The organism is Methylacidimicrobium sp. AP8 (assembly GCF_903064525.1).
In the GTDB taxonomy this organism is placed as follows: Bacteria; Verrucomicrobiota; Verrucomicrobiia; order Methylacidiphilales; family Methylacidiphilaceae; genus Methylacidimicrobium.
Genome location: NZ_LR797830.1, coordinates 122,975 through 141,683 on the forward strand (window position 1 = coordinate 122,975; position 18,709 = coordinate 141,683).

16 protein-coding genes are annotated in these 18,709 nt (G+C 62.6%); 11 read left to right on the forward strand and 5 right to left on the reverse strand.

Features of this window, described 5'->3' with window-relative positions; genetic code table 11:
- Positions 1–79: 79 nt before the first annotated feature.
- From hemA to MTHMO_RS00540, 5 genes are all read left to right on the forward strand, one after another.
- Positions 80–1,147 (forward strand): glutamyl-tRNA reductase, encoded by a 1,068-nt coding sequence (hemA, locus tag MTHMO_RS00520; protein WP_202213052.1) that lies wholly within the window; start codon positions 80–82, stop codon positions 1,145–1,147.
- The gene (hemC, locus tag MTHMO_RS00525; protein ID WP_202213053.1) at positions 1,144–2,079 is read left to right on the forward strand and encodes a hydroxymethylbilane synthase; all 936 of its coding nucleotides are present in this window, start codon (positions 1,144–1,146) and stop codon (positions 2,077–2,079) included. Before hemA ends, hemC begins: the two co-directional genes overlap by 4 nt.
- Positions 2,076–3,605, forward strand: coding sequence for a uroporphyrinogen-III C-methyltransferase (cobA, locus tag MTHMO_RS00530; protein WP_202213054.1), 1,530 nt, complete (start codon positions 2,076–2,078; stop codon positions 3,603–3,605). The genes hemC and cobA overlap by 4 nt, the downstream gene beginning before the upstream one ends.
- 166 nt (positions 3,606–3,771) lie before the next feature.
- Positions 3,772–4,125, forward strand: coding sequence for a tetratricopeptide repeat protein (locus MTHMO_RS00535; protein WP_202213055.1), 354 nt, complete (start codon positions 3,772–3,774; stop codon positions 4,123–4,125).
- Between the two features lie 38 nt (positions 4,126–4,163).
- Positions 4,164–4,580, forward strand: coding sequence for a hypothetical protein (locus MTHMO_RS00540; RefSeq protein WP_202213056.1), 417 nt, complete (start codon positions 4,164–4,166; stop codon positions 4,578–4,580).
- A gap of 30 nt (positions 4,581–4,610) precedes the next feature.
- Here MTHMO_RS00540 and MTHMO_RS00545 read toward each other — a convergent pair whose 3' ends face one another.
- Positions 4,611–5,504 (reverse strand): folate-binding protein YgfZ, encoded by an 894-nt coding sequence (locus tag MTHMO_RS00545; RefSeq protein WP_202213057.1) that lies wholly within the window; start codon positions 5,502–5,504, stop codon positions 4,611–4,613.
- A 190-nt stretch (positions 5,505–5,694) separates the two neighbouring features.
- On the opposite strand from MTHMO_RS00545, the gene MTHMO_RS00550 reads away from it, so the two are divergent.
- From MTHMO_RS00550 to groL, 6 genes are all read left to right on the forward strand, one after another.
- Positions 5,695–6,195: a nucleoside deaminase gene (locus MTHMO_RS00550; RefSeq protein ID WP_202213058.1), complete on the forward strand. Its 501-nt coding sequence runs from the start codon at positions 5,695–5,697 to the stop codon at positions 6,193–6,195.
- 9 nt (positions 6,196–6,204) lie between these two features.
- Positions 6,205–6,924, forward strand: coding sequence for a hypothetical protein (locus tag MTHMO_RS00555; RefSeq protein WP_202213059.1), 720 nt, complete (start codon positions 6,205–6,207; stop codon positions 6,922–6,924).
- 15 nt (positions 6,925–6,939) lie between these two features.
- Positions 6,940–8,385 (forward strand): UDP-N-acetylmuramate--L-alanine ligase, encoded by a 1,446-nt coding sequence (murC, locus tag MTHMO_RS00560; RefSeq protein WP_237394666.1) that lies wholly within the window; start codon positions 6,940–6,942, stop codon positions 8,383–8,385.
- 129 nt (positions 8,386–8,514) lie between these two features.
- The gene (dnaK, locus tag MTHMO_RS00565) at positions 8,515–10,458 is read left to right on the forward strand and encodes a molecular chaperone DnaK (protein WP_202213060.1); all 1,944 of its coding nucleotides are present in this window, start codon (positions 8,515–8,517) and stop codon (positions 10,456–10,458) included.
- 83 nt (positions 10,459–10,541) lie between these two features.
- Positions 10,542–10,838 (forward strand): co-chaperone GroES, encoded by a 297-nt coding sequence (gene groES / locus MTHMO_RS00570; RefSeq protein WP_202213061.1) that lies wholly within the window; start codon positions 10,542–10,544, stop codon positions 10,836–10,838.
- 52 nt (positions 10,839–10,890) lie between these two features.
- Positions 10,891–12,516, forward strand: a complete 1,626-nt coding sequence (groL, locus tag MTHMO_RS00575) for a chaperonin GroEL (RefSeq protein WP_202213062.1) — start codon at positions 10,891–10,893, stop codon at positions 12,514–12,516.
- 213 nt (positions 12,517–12,729) lie between these two features.
- Here the strand turns inward: groL and MTHMO_RS00580 are convergent, their stop codons facing one another.
- From MTHMO_RS00580 to gcvP, 4 genes are all read right to left on the reverse strand, one after another.
- The gene (locus MTHMO_RS00580) at positions 12,730–13,032 is read right to left on the reverse strand and encodes an HU family DNA-binding protein (RefSeq protein WP_202213063.1); all 303 of its coding nucleotides are present in this window, start codon (positions 13,030–13,032) and stop codon (positions 12,730–12,732) included.
- Between the two features lie 269 nt (positions 13,033–13,301).
- A complete protein-coding gene (locus tag MTHMO_RS00585; protein WP_202213064.1) occupies positions 13,302–14,654 on the reverse strand; it encodes a CCA tRNA nucleotidyltransferase in 1,353 nt (450 codons plus the stop codon).
- Positions 14,655–14,676: 22 nt separating this feature from the next.
- Positions 14,677–15,672: a lysylphosphatidylglycerol synthase transmembrane domain-containing protein gene (locus MTHMO_RS00590; RefSeq protein ID WP_202213065.1), complete on the reverse strand. Its 996-nt coding sequence runs from the start codon at positions 15,670–15,672 to the stop codon at positions 14,677–14,679.
- 149 nt (positions 15,673–15,821) lie between these two features.
- Complete coding sequence (gene gcvP / locus MTHMO_RS00595) at positions 15,822–18,698, reverse strand: aminomethyl-transferring glycine dehydrogenase (RefSeq protein ID WP_202213066.1); 2,877 nt, start codon at positions 18,696–18,698, stop codon at positions 15,822–15,824.
- Positions 18,699–18,709 lie beyond the last annotated feature (11 nt).

An 18,709-nucleotide genomic window follows, 5' to 3' on the forward strand; every position in this document is an offset into this window, starting at 1 on the left:
TCGTGTTCCGGGCGACGATCCCCTCGGCGCGTTGTCCCGATCGGTATGCCCTGGAGAGGAAAATCGGAATGGGGACGCTATGCAATTTCTCGTTGGTGGCGGGCTGAACTTCGAAAGAAGTCCTCTGGAGCTCCGCGAGCGTGTGGCTTTCCGCCGCGAGGAGTTGGCCAAAGCGCTCCCTCTCCTGCTGCAGGAACTATCTCTTGAGGAAGGGGTTCTTCTCTCCACCTGCAACCGCGTCGAATATTTCGGAATCGCCCAAGACGCAGGTCGGTGCCAAGCGGGGTGGATCCGGTTTCTGGAACGTTACGACGGCTGCCAGGTCGACTGGGAAAGCTACTCGCAATTCCGGCAGGGCCGCGCCTGCGTCGACCATCTGTTTGAGCTCGTTTCCGGGCTCCGCTCGATGGTGATCGGAGAGACGGAGATTTTCGGTCAAGTGAAGGAGGCCTATGAGGCGGCTCACCGGCTCGGGCTCACGGGGGCTTGGCTCAACCGCCTCTTTCAAACTTCCTTCGCTGCGGCCAAGGCCGTGCGATCGAAGACCTTCATCACCCGAGGAAACGTGTCGGTCAGCTCGGTTGCCGTGGAGCTTTCCGAGCGCCTCTTCGGCAACCTCTCCGGGAGATCCGTCATGGTGCTCGGCGCCGGGGAGACTAGCGAAAAGACGGCGCGCGCCCTCGAAGGACGAGGCGTGAGCCTGCTGCTCGTCGCGAACCGGACCCATGGCCGGGCCTGCGAGCTGATGCGGGAACTCCGCGGGGAGGCGATTCCCTGGTCGGAAGTCCTGAACCGGATTGCGGTAGTCGATATCGTGATTAGCTCGACTTCCGCTCCGCATTATGTGCTGACGCGCGAGAAGCTCCTCCCGGGGCTGGCGAAGAGAAACGGCAATCCGCTCTTCCTCATCGATCTGGCGGTGCCGAGGGATATCGACCCGTCGGTCCATGCCTTGGAAGGCGTTTATCTCTACAATATCGACGATTTGCAGACGATCGCCCGCCAGAACCTGGAGGACCGGGCGGCCGAAATCGCCCGCTGTCGTCGGCTGCTCGAACCCTACGTGGAACAGTTTGCGCATTGGGCGGCGCAGCGGCAGCGGGTGTTGAGAGATTCGGATCTGATGGGGAGGTTTCGTACGGCATGACGCGCCCGCTGATCATCGGGTCCCGCCGCAGCGGTTTGGCGAGAGTTCAGGCGGAATGGGTGAAGAGCGCGCTCGAAACCTTGTCGCCGGGACGGCGCGTTGCGATCTCCCTTCTGGAGACGGCGGGAGATCGCTGGTCGGCGCGCGCAGAAGCGGCGTTGCCGGGCAAGGGGATGTTCACCAAGGAATTGGAAAGCGCCCTGCTGCGCCGGGAAATCGACATCGCCGTCCATAGCATGAAGGATCTTGCAACCGAGCTTCCGGAGGGGCTGAGGATCGCCGCGATTCCCCCGCGCGAAGATGCCAGGGATGTCTGGGTGAGCCGGAGCTTTCCCCATTGGGAGGCCCTTCCTCCCGGATCGACCGTGGCCGTAGGCAGCCCCAGAAGGGTGCAGCAGCTCCGCAAGCTGCGGCCGGACCTCTCCTTTTGCGAGATCCGGGGCAACGTGGATACGCGGTTGCGCAAGCTCGAGGCGAACCGGAATTGGGGCGGCACCGTTCTTGCCGCCGCCGGCTTGAAAAGGTTGGGCCTCTTCGGAGGCGGATTCCATTTTGCGTTTTTTCCCTTTGAGGCTATGTTGCCGGCTCCCGGTCAGGGTGCATTGGGGATCGAGACCCGCAGCGAGGACGTTCAGATTCGCGATCTTCTTCTGCCTCTCCATGACGAAGCGGCCGGCTGGGAAGTGACGGCCGAGCGGGCGTTTCTGAGAAGCTTGGGGGGAGGTTGCCGCTCGGCTGTCGGAGCGAAAGCGGCCGTACAAGGAGGAGAGCTCGCCTTGGACGGGGTGATGTGGATGGAAACCACCGGATGCACCTACCGGAGAAGAGCAGTGGGAAGGGCGGAGGATGCGGAGGCGATCGGAAAGGCTCTTGCAGAGGAGATCCTGAGCGCGGCGGGCTGCCGGCGCGGCCCCGGGAGCAGGATTCCATGAGTGCTGCTCCTCCGACGGGCAAGGTCTATCTGGTCGGTGCCGGACCGGGAGATCCCGGGCTCCTCACCCTCCGCGGGCGGGAGGTCCTGGCGGAGGCCGACTCGATCTTCTATGACGCCCTTTGCGCGCCGGAGCTCTTGCAATGGGCGAAGCCCGGAGCGCAAAAGATTTTCGTCGGAAAATCGAGCGGACGGCAGGCCTTTTCCCAAAGGGAGATCGAGTCGTTGCTTATCCGCCAGGCCCGGAGAGGGGAGCGGGTCGTCCGGCTCAAGGGAGGAGATCCGTTCCTCTTCGGGCGCGGCGGAGAGGAGTGCCTGGCGCTGGAAGCAGCGGGAGTCCCTTTCGAGGTCGTTCCGGGGATCACGTCCGCCTTGGCGGCGCCGGCTTATGCCGGGATCCCGTTGACGCATCGCGGTGTGGCTTCCGCGGTGACCATTGTGACCGGTCATGAGGATCCGTCGAAGCCGGAAATATCGGTCGACTGGGTTGCCTTGGGAGGGTTGGAAGGCACCAAGGTCATCTTGATGGGAGCGGAAAGGCTCGCGGAAATCAGCCGCCGGCTTCTGGAGGGGGGCGAGCGAGAGCAGTGTCCGGTCGCCGCCATTCGGTGGGGCACCTTCGGGAAGCAGGAGGTGCGGGAAGGCACCCTGCAGCAGGCGGCCGGAGGCGAGTTTTCCGTCGAGCCGCCCTCCGTCATCGTCGTCGGAGAGGTCGTCAAGTTGCGCAGCCGGCTTAGTTGGCGAGAAGGGCTCCCTCTTCACGGACAGCGGATCGTCGTAACGCGCACCCGCTGCGAGTCGAGCCGGCTCGGAAAACGGTTACGCGAGCTCGGAGCCGATGTCCTCGAGATTCCGACGATCCGTAGGGTTCCCCGTCCTTTCGGCGAGGAGCAGCGGGACCTGGTGCGCCGCTTGGCCTCCGACTTCACGTGGATTCTGTTAACCAGCCCTTACGGCGCCGATCTCTTTCTGCGGCATGTCTGGGAGACGACCGGGGACGTCCGCGCTCTGGGCGGGCTCCGGATCGCCGCGGTCGGGAGCGCGACGGCGGATGCGGTCCGGCGGTTTCATCTTTCGGTCGATCGGATGCCCGAGAGCTATACAACCTCGGCGCTGGCGGGCTGCTTTTCCGCGCAGGAGATCCGCGGAGGCAGGTTCTGCCTGGCGCGGAGCTCCCGGGGAAACCCCGAGCTGCCGGAAGCGTTGCGACGATCGGGAGCTCATGTGAGCGAGTGGGTGCTTTACGACACGGAACCGGAAACCGGCGATCCCACCGGCGCTAAGGCTCGGTTTCTGGCAGGAGGAGCGGACTGGGTTTTGTTTGCAAGCTCAAGCGCCGTTGAGAATTGGCACCGGCTCGCCCTCCATCCCCGGCCGGGGGCCCCATCGCCTCGGATCGTGAGCATCGGCCCCGTCACGACCCGGGCCTTGAAGCGTTTTGGACTTTCCGTTGCCGCCGAAGCCGAAAGACATTCGGTCGACGGTCTTGTTGCGTGCCTGATCGACTGTGTTCAGAAGGAAAAATAGACTCGCGCCTCGTCCGACGGCGGGGACGGAACCTAGTTCGGCGGGAACGTCCGTCGTATCGTGCTCGGAGAGTGGCGGATAGGGTGAAGACGGACCACGTGCCATGAGGCCGTCGGGCTCGGTGGGCGATGGAGATGCATGAAGGCGAAATAATGGGGAAAGCGACATGACGAACCCACGGGCGGAGGAATGCATGGAAAAGGGAAATGAAGCGCTAGCCGTCGGGGACCTGACGGGGGCGGTCGCCGCTTATCGAGAGGCGGTCGCGCAAGACAGCGGGTATTTCGAAGCGCAACACGCTCTAGCCTTGGCTCTGTATAATATGGGCGCGTATCAAGAGGCGACGGACGAGGCTCTACGCGCGACGGTTCTGCGGCCCGAAGACCCTTTGGTCTGGACCACTCTCTCGCTTGCTTACCAGAAGCAGGGCCGCATTTCCGAAGCCGAGCAAGCCGCTCTCAAAGCAAGGCTTTATTCATGGAAGCAGCAAACCAATGAGCGGGGAAGCCAAGAAAATTAGTGTTGCACCCTTTTTTCAGTGTGAATATGATTTCCGCCATGAAGCTAACGCAGATTACCAGTGCACAGCTTCACGAGATCGCAAGGCTCGTGCAGGAAAAGGAGAGCCTCTTGAAAAGAGTCTCCGAGATCAACAGGAGACTTCAATATTTGCCGGCCGACGGCGGTGGTCGAGCGAGAGCAACGAATGCCCGAGGGAGGATTCCGGGCAGAAGGGGAAGGCGTCCTGGAAAGCTGAAAGCAGCGGTCCTCGATGCGCTGGCGGCCGCCGGGTCCGAAGGCCTCTCCGTAAAGGAGCTTTCGGAGAAGCTCGGGGTAAAGGCGAATAACCTGTATAGCTGGTTTTACACCACGGGGAAGAAGGTTCCGCATTTAGTAAAGAGTCCGGAGGGAAAATATATCTATACGCCGATTCCGGTGGAAAAAGGCGAGCAGCAGGCGAGTACGAGCGCCTGAAGACGCGGCCTTCTGGGGAAGGCGGTCCGGCTATCGCCCGTGGCACGGGCGCAAGGGCTCGATGACTTCGAGGTCGTACCCGTCGCACCGCAACCGGGTACCGGGAGCCGTCGCCCGCCTTTTCACGACGCCGAGCGCGATGGTGCCCTTCCGAGCAAAGGAGTGGGCCGCGCTCGTGATGGCGCCGACCTCCTCCTCGCCCAGCCAAAGCCGGGCGTTCGGAGCAAGATCTGCGGAAGGCGGTGAGGCGGCTAAGAGGACGAGCGCTCGGTTCGGCCGGCCGACATGGTGCAGGCGCGAGACGATCTCCTGCCCGACGTAGCACCCTTTGGAATAGCAGATCGCTATTGGATCCATCCCCACCTCCTGCGGCAGATCTCCGGGATGAAGCTCGGCATCCCACCGGGGCAGGCCGGCCTCCAGGCGAAATGATTCGAGAAGGGCCGGCGGGATCGGAAGTCCGATCTGCCTAGCGCCCGTATCGGGGCACCAAAGATCCCAACCGGGAAGGCCGAAGCGAACGCTATGCAAGGCTACCGCACCCGGCGGGAGGGGAAATGTGGGCGAGGCGGGAAAAGCGCGGATGAGCGTCCAGCAATCGAGCCGCTCCAGCTCCACGTCGTCGGCTGCGAGGAATCGGCGGAGACGGGCTTCCACGGCTTCCTTCTCTTGAGTCGGGCCGTCGATCCAGAGAGCATCCGCCGTGGCGCCGATCCAAAGGTCCGCGACCAGCCTCCCTTTCGGGGTGAGAAGGGCCGCGTAGATCGCCGAACCATTGGTGAGGCTGGCGACATCGTTGGTGACTTGGCCGTTGATGTAGCGGACGCGGTCCTCTCCGGTCGCCTTCCACAGCGTGCGATCGGTGACCGCGATCGACGCGGGTTTGCCCGATAGAATCTCGTTATAGAGCGCAGCCGGTTCCATAGTATCTCTCCCGTGCCGGTTGCCGTTTCCTCCCTCCGCCCGGCAGCCCCCGCCCTGTTCCCGCTGCAAGCAGAACTCAGGGCATCCCCTTGCGTCGTCCACGCGGACGGGCGACGTCCGACCGGGGGGGAAGATGCCGGCTCGCGTCGCAACGGCGGATAGCATACCCTTGGGAAGCGGCGCTGCAAAGATGGAAGCGGAGACTGACGACGTTCGCTGGATGGAAGCGGCTCTGGAGGAGGCGCGCCGGGCGGGGGAAGACGGAGAAGTGCCCATCGGCGCCGTGATCGTGCATGCCGGCGGAGTGGTCGGTCGTGGCCGAAACTCGGTGGAGCGATCGCGGGATGCGCTTGCGCACGCGGAGATGCTGGCGATTCGTGAGGCGGAGGTTTTCCTGGGGGATTGGCGGTTGGAGGGATGCACTCTCTACGTGACCAAGGAGCCTTGCCCTATGTGCTCCGGGGCGGTGCTGCAAACGCGGATCGCCCGAATCGTTTACGGCTTGGCCGATCCCCGGTGGGGAGCCGTGGAGAGCCGCTGGCGGCTCTGGGAAGGAACGAATCGTCCGCTGGTCGTGTCGGGGGGGATTTTGGCCGACGCATCGCTCGCCCTGCTGCAAAATTTCTTCGCGGAGGTCCGCCGGCGGAAAAAGCCAGTTGCTTCCCGAAAATGGGCACGCTACTTAGGTTAACCGAGGTTTATGGGCGACGGAAGCGGGGCGGTACGCATCTTTGAGCAGGCATTACGCTGCTCTCTCCCCTTGTATTGCCCCGGGCGGTACGCCATCCGCTTGCGCGAAGGCCCTAACGGGCAGTGGATCCCCCATGCGTTGGTGGAATCCCCCAACGAGGATCAGCTCCACGTTTTCGGAGGGAACCAAGTGCGCGCCATGGGACATGCCGTGGAGGAAGTAGCGTTTCATTCGGGACGAGGGGAATTGATCGCCCTCTTTCCGGATCTAGAGGCGTTTCTCCCTCTTAGGGAAAGGTATGGGCAGCTTGCCCGGAAACCCTGTCGCATCCGCGTCTGGGCACCGGGCACCCCGCCGAAACGCTGCCCGAAGATCGACTTTGTCGTCTCCGTCCATCCCCGGCTCGCCAAATACCGGCTCTATCTCTTTTCCGGAGAGGATCGCTCCGCCTTGGTCTGCTGCAAGCAGCTGAGCCGCGTCCGTTGCAGCAGCAACGGCAACCGCGAGGCCCTCGCCTGCCAGGAACGCTATATCGGATTCTGCAGCTTCGACCCCTATGTGGTCGAGTCGGTGCGCTGGCGATTCAATCTTCTGAGTTGCGGCTTGGAGAAGCTGGTGCGCCGATGGGAAGGGTTTTTCCCGCTGCCGACCCCGCCGCTCCGGGCTATCAATGATTTCGTGAAGAGCCACGCGACCCTGGAGCGCAGCGAGTTCGGAGGACTCTCCTAGAAAAGGGGACGGGCGTTGATTCGCAGCACCCCATTTTGGCTTGCCGGCGGGCCGCCGGAGGGTCGCGCGCGCCTCCACTTTCTCGGAATCTGCGGAACGGCCATGGGGGCGGCGGCGGCCATGCTCCAGGAAGAGGGGTGGCGGGTCGGCGGCTCCGATGAAAGCGTCTATCCGCCTCTCTCGACCTTCCTGGCGTCCCGAGGCGTTCCGTTGCACGAAGGATATCGACCGGAAAACCTGCCGAAGGATCCCGGAGCCATCATCATCGTGGGCAACGCGATCCGGCGAGGCAATCCGGAGCTGGAGGCGGTCTTGGAGGAGAAGCGCCTCTATCTCTCTCTTCCCGAACTGCTCAAGCTTCTCTTTCTCTGGAAATCGCGAAACTTTGTGGTTGCCGGCACTCACGGGAAAACGACCACCGCCTCCCTGCTGGCGTGGCTCTTCGCCGCCGCCGGGAAGAATCCCTCTTTCCTGATAGGCGGCTTGCCCGAGAATTTCGGAGCCGGCGGACACAAGGGGAATGGCGATATCTGGGTCTTGGAAGGCGACGAGTATGACACGGCCTTCTTCGATAAGCGGAGCAAGTTTCTCCACTACCTTCCGGAGGTTGTTCTTATCAACAACATCGAGTTCGACCATGCGGACATCTTCCCCGATCTTGCCTCGATCCAACTCTCTTTCCGGCGGCTGGTGCAGCTTGTGCCGCGGACCGGTCGAGTCTTCGTGAATGCGGACGATCCCAACAGCTTGGCCGTTTGCGAGGGGAGTCCGGCACCCGTGACCAGGGTCGGATTCGGAAAAAAGGCGGAGATTCCGATCCGGGTCGTTCGCTACTTCGAAGAGGGTTCCGAGTTCGAAATGCTGGGCCGCCGCCTCCGAATCCCTCTGGTCGGCGAACTCTACGTGCGCAATGCGGCCATGGCCGTGGCGGCGGCCGTCCATGGCGGGGTCTCTCTCGATACGATCGCCGAAAAAGGGTTGCCCGGCTTTCGCGGGGTGCGGCGCCGCGGCGAGGTGCATGCGGAAGTCGGGGGGGTGACGATCGTGGATGATTTCGGGCACCATCCCACAGCGATTCGAGAGACCCTCCGTTCCCTCCGTCTTCGGTTTCCGGACCGCCGCCTCTGGGCCATTTTCGAGCCGCGGAGCAATACCACAAGACGCGCTGTTTTCCAGCAGGCGCTTCCCGAGGCGCTGCAAGGGGCGGACGGAATCTTTCTCGCCGATGTGGCTCGCAAGGATCAGCTTCCCGACTCGGATCGCCTCGATCCTCGCAGGGTCGTAGAGGATCTGCGGCGGAAAGGAAGGCTTGCGTTCTTCGAGCCCGACGCCGACGCGATCACCGCACACCTCTTGACCCTGGTGAAGTCGGGAGATGTCCTTGTGATCTTCAGCAACGGTGGATTCGACGGCATTCAGGAAAAATTGACGACCGCATTGCGGCAAGCTGGGTCAACATGACCCACCTGCTGCGTTTTTTTGACCCACATCTCCCGCGTAGCCGTGGAGGCGTGGACATTTCCAAGTTGATAATTACGAGCGTCTAACAGCTTATCGGCCGATTTGGCACGCCTTCTGCGAAGAGAAGGCATGGCGCACGTTCTCGGAATCGATTTGGGCACGACCAATTCATGCATGGCCGTCATGGAGGGGGGGCAGCCTGTAGTCCTGGAGAATTCGGAAGGGGCGCGAACGACCCCCTCGGTTGTGGCATTCACGCGGTCGGGGGAACGCCTCGTAGGCCAAGCCGCCAAGCGGCAGGCGATAACGAACCCGCGCAACACCATTTTTTCCATCAAGCGGTTCATTGGGCGGCGCTTTTCGGAAGTTCAGGATGAGATCAAGCGGGTCCCGTATCGGGTCGTGGAAGGGAAAGGCGGAGGATGCGCCGTCGAGGTCGAGGTAGGGGGTGAGAAGCGCATCTACACCCCGGAGGAGATTTCCGCGTTCATCTTGATGAAGCTCAAAGCGGATGCGGAGGCCAAGCTGGGCGAGAAGATCACCCAGGCTGTGATCACCGTGCCCGCCTACTTCAACGACAGCCAACGGCAGGCGACCAAGGACGCCGGGCGGATCGCCGGCCTTGAGGTTCTGCGGATCATCAACGAGCCGACGGCGGCTTCGCTCGCCTACGGCCTGGACAAGAAAAAGGACGAACGGATCGCCGTATACGACCTCGGCGGAGGCACTTTCGATATTTCGATTTTGGAAATCGGGGAGGGGGTTTTCGAAGTCAAGGCGACCAACGGCGATACCCATTTGGGGGGTGATGATTGGGACGCCGCAATCATGGACTGGCTCATTCAGGAGTTTCAGCGGGAGACCGGGATTGATCTGCGGCGGCAGCCGGACGCGATGCAGCGGCTCAAGGAGGAAGCGGAGCGCGCGAAGATCGCCCTTTCCTCTGCTACGGAGTACGAGATCAACCTTCCGTTCATCACCGCCGATCAGACCGGACCCAAGCATATCCAAAAGAAGCTCACGCGGGCCAAGCTGGAGCAGCTGACGGATGCTCTGGCGGAGCGGACGGTGAAGCCGGTGATGGACTGTCTGGCCGATGCCAAGCTATCGCCGGCGGATATCGACGAGCTGGTCCTGGTCGGCGGCATGACCCGCATGCCGAAGATCATCGAGACGGCCCGCAGGCTCGTGGGCAAGGAGCCGCATAAAGGAGTCAATCCCGACGAGGTGGTGGCCGTGGGCGCCGCCATCCAAGGCGGGGTGCTGCGCGGTCAAGTCAAGGACGTACTGTTGCTCGACGTCACTCCTCTGACGTTGGCGATCGAGACGGCGGGCGGAATCGCTACCCCCATGATTCCGCGCAACACGACGATCCCGACACGCAAGTCGCAGATTTTCAGCACGTTTTCCGATAATCAACCGAGCGTCGAAATCAAGGTGCTCCAAGGAGAGCGCCCAATGGCGCGCGACAATAAGCTGCTGGGAGTCTTTCATCTGGACGGAATTCCTCCGGCGCCCCGGGGCGTCCCGCAGATCGAGGTGACGTTCGACATCGATGCCAACGGCATTCTCAACGTGTCGGCGAAAGACCTGGGGACGGGGCGCGAGCAGAAGATTTCGATCACCGGATCGAGCGGTCTTTCCAAGGAAGAGATCGAGCGGATGACCCGGGAAGCAGAGGAGTATGCCGAGGAGGACAGGAAGCGGAAGGAGGTCGCGGAGGCCAAGAACAACGCGGACAACCTCGCCTATCAGGCCGAAAAGCTTCTTCGGGAGCACGGCGAGCGGATCGATTCGGCGAAAAAGGTCGAAATGGAAAACCTGATCGCACGGGTACGCGGGTTGCTCACCGGCGAGGATGCGGCAGCCCTGAAGGCTGCGACGAACGAGCTCAATGAGAAGATCCAAGCCGTTTCGACCGACTTGTACCGGGCGACGGCGTCCGGGCGGGCGAGTGCATCGAAATCCGGCGAGACCTCCCCGCCACCTTCCGGGGGAGGGTCGGCTGCCAAGGGAGACGTGATCGAAGCCGACTTCGAGATGATCGACAAGGACAAGGACAAGAAGGAATAGAGGCCGCAGAGATTTTTGGGTGGCGACCGGCCGGAAGGCCGGCTCGCGATAGATCCAAGCAACTGAGAAGAAAGGAGCAGCAAATGACCGAACCGAATATTCGCCCCTTAGGGGATCGAATCCTCGTCAAGTTGATCGAGGAGCAGGAGACCAAAAAGGGCGGAATCATCATTCCGGATACCGCCAAGGAAAAACCGCAGGAGGCCACGGTGATAGCCGTCGGTCCGGGCCGGCTGGAGGAAGGCAAGCGTATTCCCATCGAGCTCAAGAAAGGGGATCGCGTCCTGATCAGCAAGTACGGCGGCACCGAGGTGAAGATCGAAGGGGAGTCCTATCAGATCCTTCGGGAAGATGACGTCCTTGCCGTGGTTGGAGGATAAAGGAAAACGGTTTTGAGGAACGAAGAACGAACAAGCGGAGGATCATAGAAGTATGGCTGCAAAACAACTCATCTTCGACGAAGCGGCGCGCCATGCCCTGCTGCGCGGTATCGAGAAGCTGACCAAGGCCGTCAAGGCGACACTGGGGCCGGCGGGTCGTAACGTCATCCTGGACAAAAAGTTCGGAGCACCGACCATCACCAAGGACGGGGTGACGGTGGCGAAGGAGATCGAACTGGAGGATCCCTGGGAGAATATGGGAGCCCAGCTCGTTCGCGAGGTGGCGTCCAAGACCAGCGATGTCGCCGGCGACGGTACGACGACCGCCACAGTTCTTGCCGATGCGATCTACCGGGAAGGCCTGAAGAATGTGACGGCCGGTGCCAATCCGATGGATCTCAAGCGCGGAATCGACAAGGCGGTCAGCGCGGTGGTCGACGAGCTCAAGCGAGTCGCCCGGAAGGTGAAGGAGAAAGAGGAGATCAAGCAGGTGGCCACGGTCTCCGCGAACTGGGATGCCTCGGTGGGCGAAATCATTGCCGACGCGCTCGATAAGGTAGGCAAGGACGGCACCGTCACGGTCGAGGAAGGGAAGCAGATCGCGACCACGCTCGAGGTGGTGGAAGGCATGCAGTTCGACAAGGGCTACATTTCCCCCTACTTCGTTACCAACGCCGAAGAGCTGGAAGCGGTGTTGGAAAATCCCTACATCCTCATCCATGAGAAAAAGATCTCGAGCCTGAAGGACCTGCTTCCCCTTCTGGAGAAGATCGCAAAGGCGGGCCGTCCGCTGCTCATCATCGCGGAGGACGTGGAGGGCGAGGCCCTGGCAACGCTTGTGGTTAACAAGCTGCGCGGCACCCTCCAGGTTTGCGCGGTGAAGGCACCCGGGTTCGGCGATCGCCGGAAGGCGATGCTGGAAGACATCGCGATCCTGACCGGTGGGCGTTGTCTGACCGAAGATCTGGGCATCAAGCTCGAAAACGTGCAGCTTGAGGACCTGGGCCGCGCCAAGAAGGTCGTCGTCGAGAAGGAGAACACGACGATCATCGAAGGTTCGGGTTCGGCCAGCGCCATCCAGGGGCGAGCGAACCAGATCCGGAAGCAGATCGAGGAGACCACCTCCGATTACGATCGCGAGAAGCTGCAGGAACGTCTGGCGAAGCTGGCCGGAGGAGTGGCCGTCGTCAGCGTGGGTGCCGCGACCGAAACCGAGCTCAAGGAGAAAAAGGCGCGCGTGGAAGACGCCCTCCATGCGACCCGTGCTGCGGTCGAGGAGGGGATCGTCGCGGGAGGCGGGGTCGCCCTGCTGCGGTGCCAGCCCTGTGTCAGCAAGCTCGACCTCAAAGGAGATGAGAAGGTGGGAGCGCAGATCGTGGAGCGAGCCCTCGAAGAGCCTCTCCGCGCGCTGGCGAACAACGCCGGATTGGAAGGGAGCGTCATCGTCAATGCGGTGAAGGCCCGGAACGGTGATGAAGGGTACAACGTGGCGACCCGCGAGTATGTCGACATGATCAAGGCGGGGATCGTCGATCCGGCCAAGGTGACGAGGACGGCCTTGCAGAATGCGGCTTCGGTGGCCGGCCTTCTCCTGACCACGGAAGCGATGGTCACGGAGATTCCCGAAAAGGAGAAGAAGGCTACGCCGCCGAGTCCGGGGGCGGGCGACGAATACTAAGGCGGACTACGCGAGAGCGGAAACGGCCTGCCATCGCGGCGAGGTCGCTTCCCTCAGAAAGAGGCAGAGGCCGGAGTTCCCGCGGGAGGGGCTCCGGCCTTTCCCGTCGTAATCCTAGAGTGAGACGAGCATAGACGCGGATGCTCCCTATCCTCTGTTCCCTGTGCCGACGCGGCAAGGAGTAGACAGGCAGATCAGAAGATATGAGCCGACTTACAAACTATCCTTCAATGCCTTTCCAGGAGAAAACCGAACCGATTTCGATGCTTTAATCTTGAGGCGCTCGCCGGTCTTGGGGTTTACCCCGATTCGGGCCTTTCGATGCACGACCTTGAAGGTGCCGAATCCGATTAGCTGAACGGTGCTCGCTTTCCGTATGCCGGTCTTGAGTCCGTCCAGGACGGCGCCGACCGCCGATTCGGCAAGGGCCTTCGTGGTGTCCTTCCCCATTTCCTTTTGGACATGCTCGACGAGATCGACCCGATTCCAACGCTTATTCTTTTTTGCTTCTTTCATTCTCGCTCCTTTCGGACGCGGATCCGATCCGCTTCCAGGCTGTTTGTGACAAAGGGAGTGAGAGTCGTCAACGGGAAAAAGGAGAGACAAGGGATTCCGCTATCGGAAGCGAGCGGGATCGGATTTTTAGCCTTGATAGGAAGTAGTTGCGCATAAACATATTATGTTCATCGTGAGTCTTGCGGTAGGAACGACCATGTATGCGCGGCGCGTAATCCCCTGCATAAGCCTGCGCTGTGCGGGTTAGGCGAGCAAACGAGGGGGCTGCGTCACAGTCGGCTCTCGGGAGCCGCTTCCGCGCCGGGGGGCGCGGAGCCGGAGGAGAGCAGCCGGGATGCGAGGGAGAGCGCCTCGTCCCGGGTTCGCACCTGCCCGTTCAGTTGGGCTTCGCGAACGGCTGCGAGCAGAGAGCCGATGCGCGGACCCGGCGGAACGCCAAGGGCGAGAAGGTCATGTCCGGTGAGGAGCCGAGGAGGCGAGATGTCTTCGGGAGGAAGTTCTTCTAACTTGGCGCGCAAAAACTCATAAATCGTCAGATCTCCATGGCAGGCAAGGCAATCGATGCGATGCAACTCGAGCTCCATGGCGAAAGTGCTGCGGCTGAGGAGTCGTTTGAGTGTTGCGGGGCGCATCTGTTTGGCATCTTTGAAAGCCATGTGATTGGCGACCATGGGGACCACGGCGTCGATCAGAGCGTTAGGCTCGCGGAGTCGTGTCAGGATGGCGCGAGCCATGCGGGCGCCGATGACTTCGTGCTCGAAGAAACGGATCCTGCCGCTCGCATCCCGTCTTTGGGCGGCTGGCTTCCCTACGTCGTGAAGCAGGGCGGCCCACGCTAAAGGAAGGGGAGCGTTGCGGAGCTGCTCGAGCAAGAGGCGCGTATGCACGAAAACGTCCCCCTCGGGATGGAACTCTTTCGGCTGCGCAACACCGTGCAAAGCCGAGATTTCGGGAAGGATCTCCAGGAGAAGCCCGCTCCGGTCCAATAGCTCGAGGCCGACGGCGGGCGCGGGTCCGGACCAGATGCGATCGAGCTCGTCGCGGATCCGCTCGACGCTGATCCAGCGGATGGCCGTCGCCTGCGCTTGGAGTGCCTGCCAGGTTAACGGTTCGATGGTGAATCCGAGGTTAGCGGCGAAGCGGACGGCGCGCAGAAGGCGAAGCGCGTCCTCCGCAAACCGCCGGAGCGGATCCCCGACGGCGCGGATCTTCTTTTCGGCAAGATCGGACCGGCCTCCGACATAGTCGATCAGCTGCTCGGCGATCGGGTCATAGAAGAGCGCGTTGATCGTAAAATCCCGGCGGTAAGCGTCTTCTTCCGGACGGGCAAATTCCACGCGATCGGGATGCCTCCCGTCGCTGGCTCCTATGTCACGGCGGAAGGTGGCGACTTCGAAACAGAAACCGCCTACGGGAACGCGGACGACTCCGAAGGCTTTTCCGTGGACGCCTGTAGATTCAGGAAAAAGCCTCTGCACTTCTTCGGGTCTGGCTGTGGTCGCGATGTCGATATCGTGGATCTCCCGGCCGAGGAGACGGTCGCGCACGCAGCCGCCGGCGAAGTAGGCCACATGGCCCGCCCTCCGCAAGCGCTCGACCAGTCGCACTGCTGCTTGCCACATCGACGTCTTCTTCTCCTCCCGCTTATCGGGCGATCTTGCGCTCCTCCGCCGACCGTCCCGCCTTATAGCGCCAATAGAGAATGCCGCCGGCGAAGCTCCAAAAGAGGCTGACTCCAAAGAAGAGTAGAGAAAAGGTCACCGCCTGTGCGCCTGTCCAGCTAAGCGGCTGGAAGAAAAGAACCAAGAGGCCTTCCCGCACACCGAGCCCGGAGATGCTGATCGGGATGGCGTCCAGGACGCTCACGACGGCGAGAACGGCAGCCAAGATCCAGAAAGGGACCGGCAGATGGAGTGCAATCGCGGTGCACCAGGCTAGAGCGAAGGTGGCAATGTGGCCGCACAAGGCGAAGAGCGCCGCACGGCCAGCGGTCCATCGGGCGGCGGCGAATCGGCGGAGAACGTGAGAAAGCTCCTCGAGAAGACGGTGTAACGGAGCATGCTTCTCCCAAAGCCGGAACGACCGCCGCCGCAGCAGCCACGGCAGGAGCCAGGCAAGCAGGGAGAAGAGCAAAATTCCTACCGCAACAAGGAGGAAGAGAAGAAGCACCTTGCGAATCAGAAAATTTCTCGAGTAGACCCCATAGTAGAGGACGGGGGAGAAGGCGCAGCCGATGAGGAGCAGGATGATCACTCCGACCAATCGGTCGCAAACAACGGAAAAGGAGGCGGCCGCCTTTTGGCGCGGAGCCGCGCGGACGGCGTAGTAGATCCGCGCCAGATCCCCACCGGTGGAACCGGGGAGGAATGCGCTGAAAAAGTGGCCGATGAGGGTGAGCCTCAGGGTCTCGCCCAGAGAGAGGACAATCTCTTGCGCGCCGAGCAGGGCTTGCCAGCGAAGCGAGACAAACGTCACCTGAGCGCCGGCTAGAAGGATGGCTGCCAAGATCCACGCGGGTTCGGAGCCATGGAAGGCCTCGCCGATCCCTGTCCAAGGAATACGCCAAACAATCACGGTCAGCAGCGCTGCGGAGACGCCGGCGCGCAGGAGAATCCATCCGATGGGTCCAAGTTTTGCCATGGCCGGGGATCTATGCAAAAAGGTGCGCACTCCTTATCCCGTCCGACACCGCATTCGGCTTTCTTGGCAACGGCGGGCATAGACCCGCCGAGCCTCCCATTCCGCATCTCTTGGACCGGCTGCAGGAGAGCGGTGGGAAGACGCGCGGGCTAACCGCCTGCGGAAGCTGCTTTGTCCTCGACGGGCCAGGTACAAGAGGGATGGCGATCTCCATAGACATTGTCGACTCGGGCCACCGGCGGCCAGTACTTCCTCACCCGCAACCAAGAAAGCGGGAAGACCGCCGCCTCGCGCGTGTAGGGATGGCTCCACGGCTCGGCCACCGCGGCGGCTGCGGTATGGGGAGCGTTCCGGAGAGGGTTGTCCTCTCGGGGAAGCTCGCCACGGCGCACGCGCTCCAACTCGCCGTGAATCGTGATCATCGCCTCGCAAAAGCGGTCGAGCTCCTCCTTGGACTCGCTTTCGGTCGGCTCGATCATGAGCGTCCCGGGAATCGGCCAGGAGACCGTCGGCGCATGGAAGCCGAAATCGGCCAGACGCTTCGCCACGTCCTCCACGTCGATCCCGCATTCCTTCCACCGACGGAGATCGACGATGCACTCATGGGCTACCAGCCCGGAGCGCCCGCGAAAGACCACCGGGAAGTAGGGAGAGAGCCGGTAGGCGATGTAGTTGGCCGAAAGAAGCGCGGCTTCCGCGCACTGTCTCAAGCCGCTCGCACCCATCATCGCAAGGAACATCCAGGTGATGGGATAGATTCCTGCATTCCCCCAGGGGGAGCCGTTGACCGGGCCCACGCTTCCTTCCGCTGCGTGCGGGAGAAAAGGATGGGATGGGAGGAAGGGGGCGAGGGCGGAAGAAACGGCGATCGGCCCCGCCCCCGGTCCTCCACCGCCATGGGGAATGGCAAAGGTTTTATGGAGGTTGAGGTGGCAAACATCGACCCCGAGCTCTCCGGGGCGGCAAAACCCCAGGAATGCATTGGCATTGGCTCCGTCAAGGTAGACGAGTCCGCCCGCGTCCCGAACCATGCGGATCGTCTCCGGAAGGGTCTCGTCGAAAAAGCCGTAGGTGGAAGGATAGGTGATCATGATTGCAGCGACGCGGGATCCCACCTCGGAGAGCTTGCCCTGAAGATCCGCCAGGTCGAGCCTCCCTTCCGCGTCGCAGCGCACGGATTGAAGGGAAAGGCCTGCTGCGGCGGCGCTGGCGGCATTCGTTCCATGCGCGGAAACCGGCAGGAGGCAGAGGTCCCGATTCCCCTGGCCGTGCGCCCGGTGGTAGGCGCGAATCGCCAGGAGTCCGGCGAGCTCCCCTTGGCTGCCCGCCGCCGGCTGAAAAGAGACCGCCGCCATCCCCGTGATCTCCTTGAGCCAGCGTTCTAGGTCGCCCAAGAGCTCCTGGTATCCCGCGGCCTGCTCGACCGGGCAAAAAGGATGTAGTCGGGAAAATTCGTCCCAAAGCATCGGGAGCATGGCGGCCGCCGCGTTGAGCTTCATAGTGCAGGATCCGAGGGGGATCATCGAGGTCGTCAAGCTGATGTCGCGGCTGGCCAGCCGGCGGATGTATCGCTGGAGCTCGGTCTCGCTCCGGTACCGGTGGAAGACCGGATGGGGCAGGAGCGGGCGATCCCGCCGGAGGCCGGGCGGGATGGCGGACGCGACCGCGTTCTCCGGCGGAAGGCGTGCCGGGAGATGGCCCGATTCCTCCGCAAAAAGAGAGACCAGGTCGAGCAGATCTTTTTCCTCGGTCGTCTCGTCCAGGGAGATACCGAGCCCCGACGGCAGCCGGCGCAGATTGATCCCCCTGCTCCGGGCTCGGCAAAGCAAGGATTCGGATCGGAACGCGGGCATGAGGGCGACGACCGTATCGAAGCGCGTCCCCGGAAGAATCGGGACCCCGATGGCCGCAAGCGCATCCGCCAAACGCTCGGCCCGCATCCTGACACCTTCGGCGATGTTTCGTAGCCCGGCCGGTCCATGGTGGACCGCGTAAAAGGCGGCCACGACGGCGGGAAGGGCCTGTGCCGTGCAAATGTTGCTTGTCGCCTTCTCTCGCCGGATGTGCTGCTCCCGCGTTTGCAAAGCTAGGCGGAACGCCTGTCTCCCTTCCCGGTCCCGAGAAATGCCGACGATTCGCCCCGGCATCTTGCGGAGATAGCTCGCGCGCGCCGCCAGGAAGCCGGGATGGGGTCCGCCGTAGCCGAGGGGAAGGCCGAAGCGTTGCAAGGAGCCAACCGCAAGGTCCGCGCCCATCTCGCCCGGAGAGCGAAAGAGGCAGAGCGCGAGCGGATCGGCGTGCATGGCCACGATGGTGCCGCGTGCCCGGAGCGCGGCGATCACGCCGGCATAATCCAAGAGGATCCCCTCGGTCGTCGGATAAGGAAGGAGAGCGCCGAAGCACGCCTCTTCCGGGAGGCCGTCCCGCAGCGGATCGCGTAGGTCCACGGCGATGCCGAGGGGTTCGGCGCGGGTCCGCACGACCGCGATGGTCTGCGGGTGGCAGAGAGGGGAGACCAGAAAGCGCCGCGCATGCGGGATGCGGCTGGCGCGCAAGCAGAGGACCATGGCTTCGGCGGCAGCCGAATCGGCGTCAAGGAGAGACGCATTGGCCACCTCGAGCCCCGTAAGGTCGGCGGCGAGGGTCTGGAAGGTCAGAAGGGCTTCCAACCGCCCTTGGCTGATCTCCGACTGATAGGGGGTATACGGCGTGTACCAGTCTGGATTTTCCAAGACGTTCCGCCGGATCACCGACGGCGTGACCGACGCCGAATAGCCCATGCCCAGGTAGGAGCGATAGATGCGGTTTTTCTTCGCAAGATTTTGCAGCGCCGCCAAGGCTTCCGCTTCCGAACGAGGCGGAGGCAGGGACAACGGAGTTCGGGTGCGGACGTTCCGGGGGATGATTGCGTCCGCCAGCGCCTCCGCCGACGGAAAGCCGAGAACTTCGGCCATCTCTTCACGCGCCCAGGGGCTTAGGCCGATGTGGTGATCGACAAAGGAGGCGGATGCTTCCGGATCGTTCATCATGTTCGGCT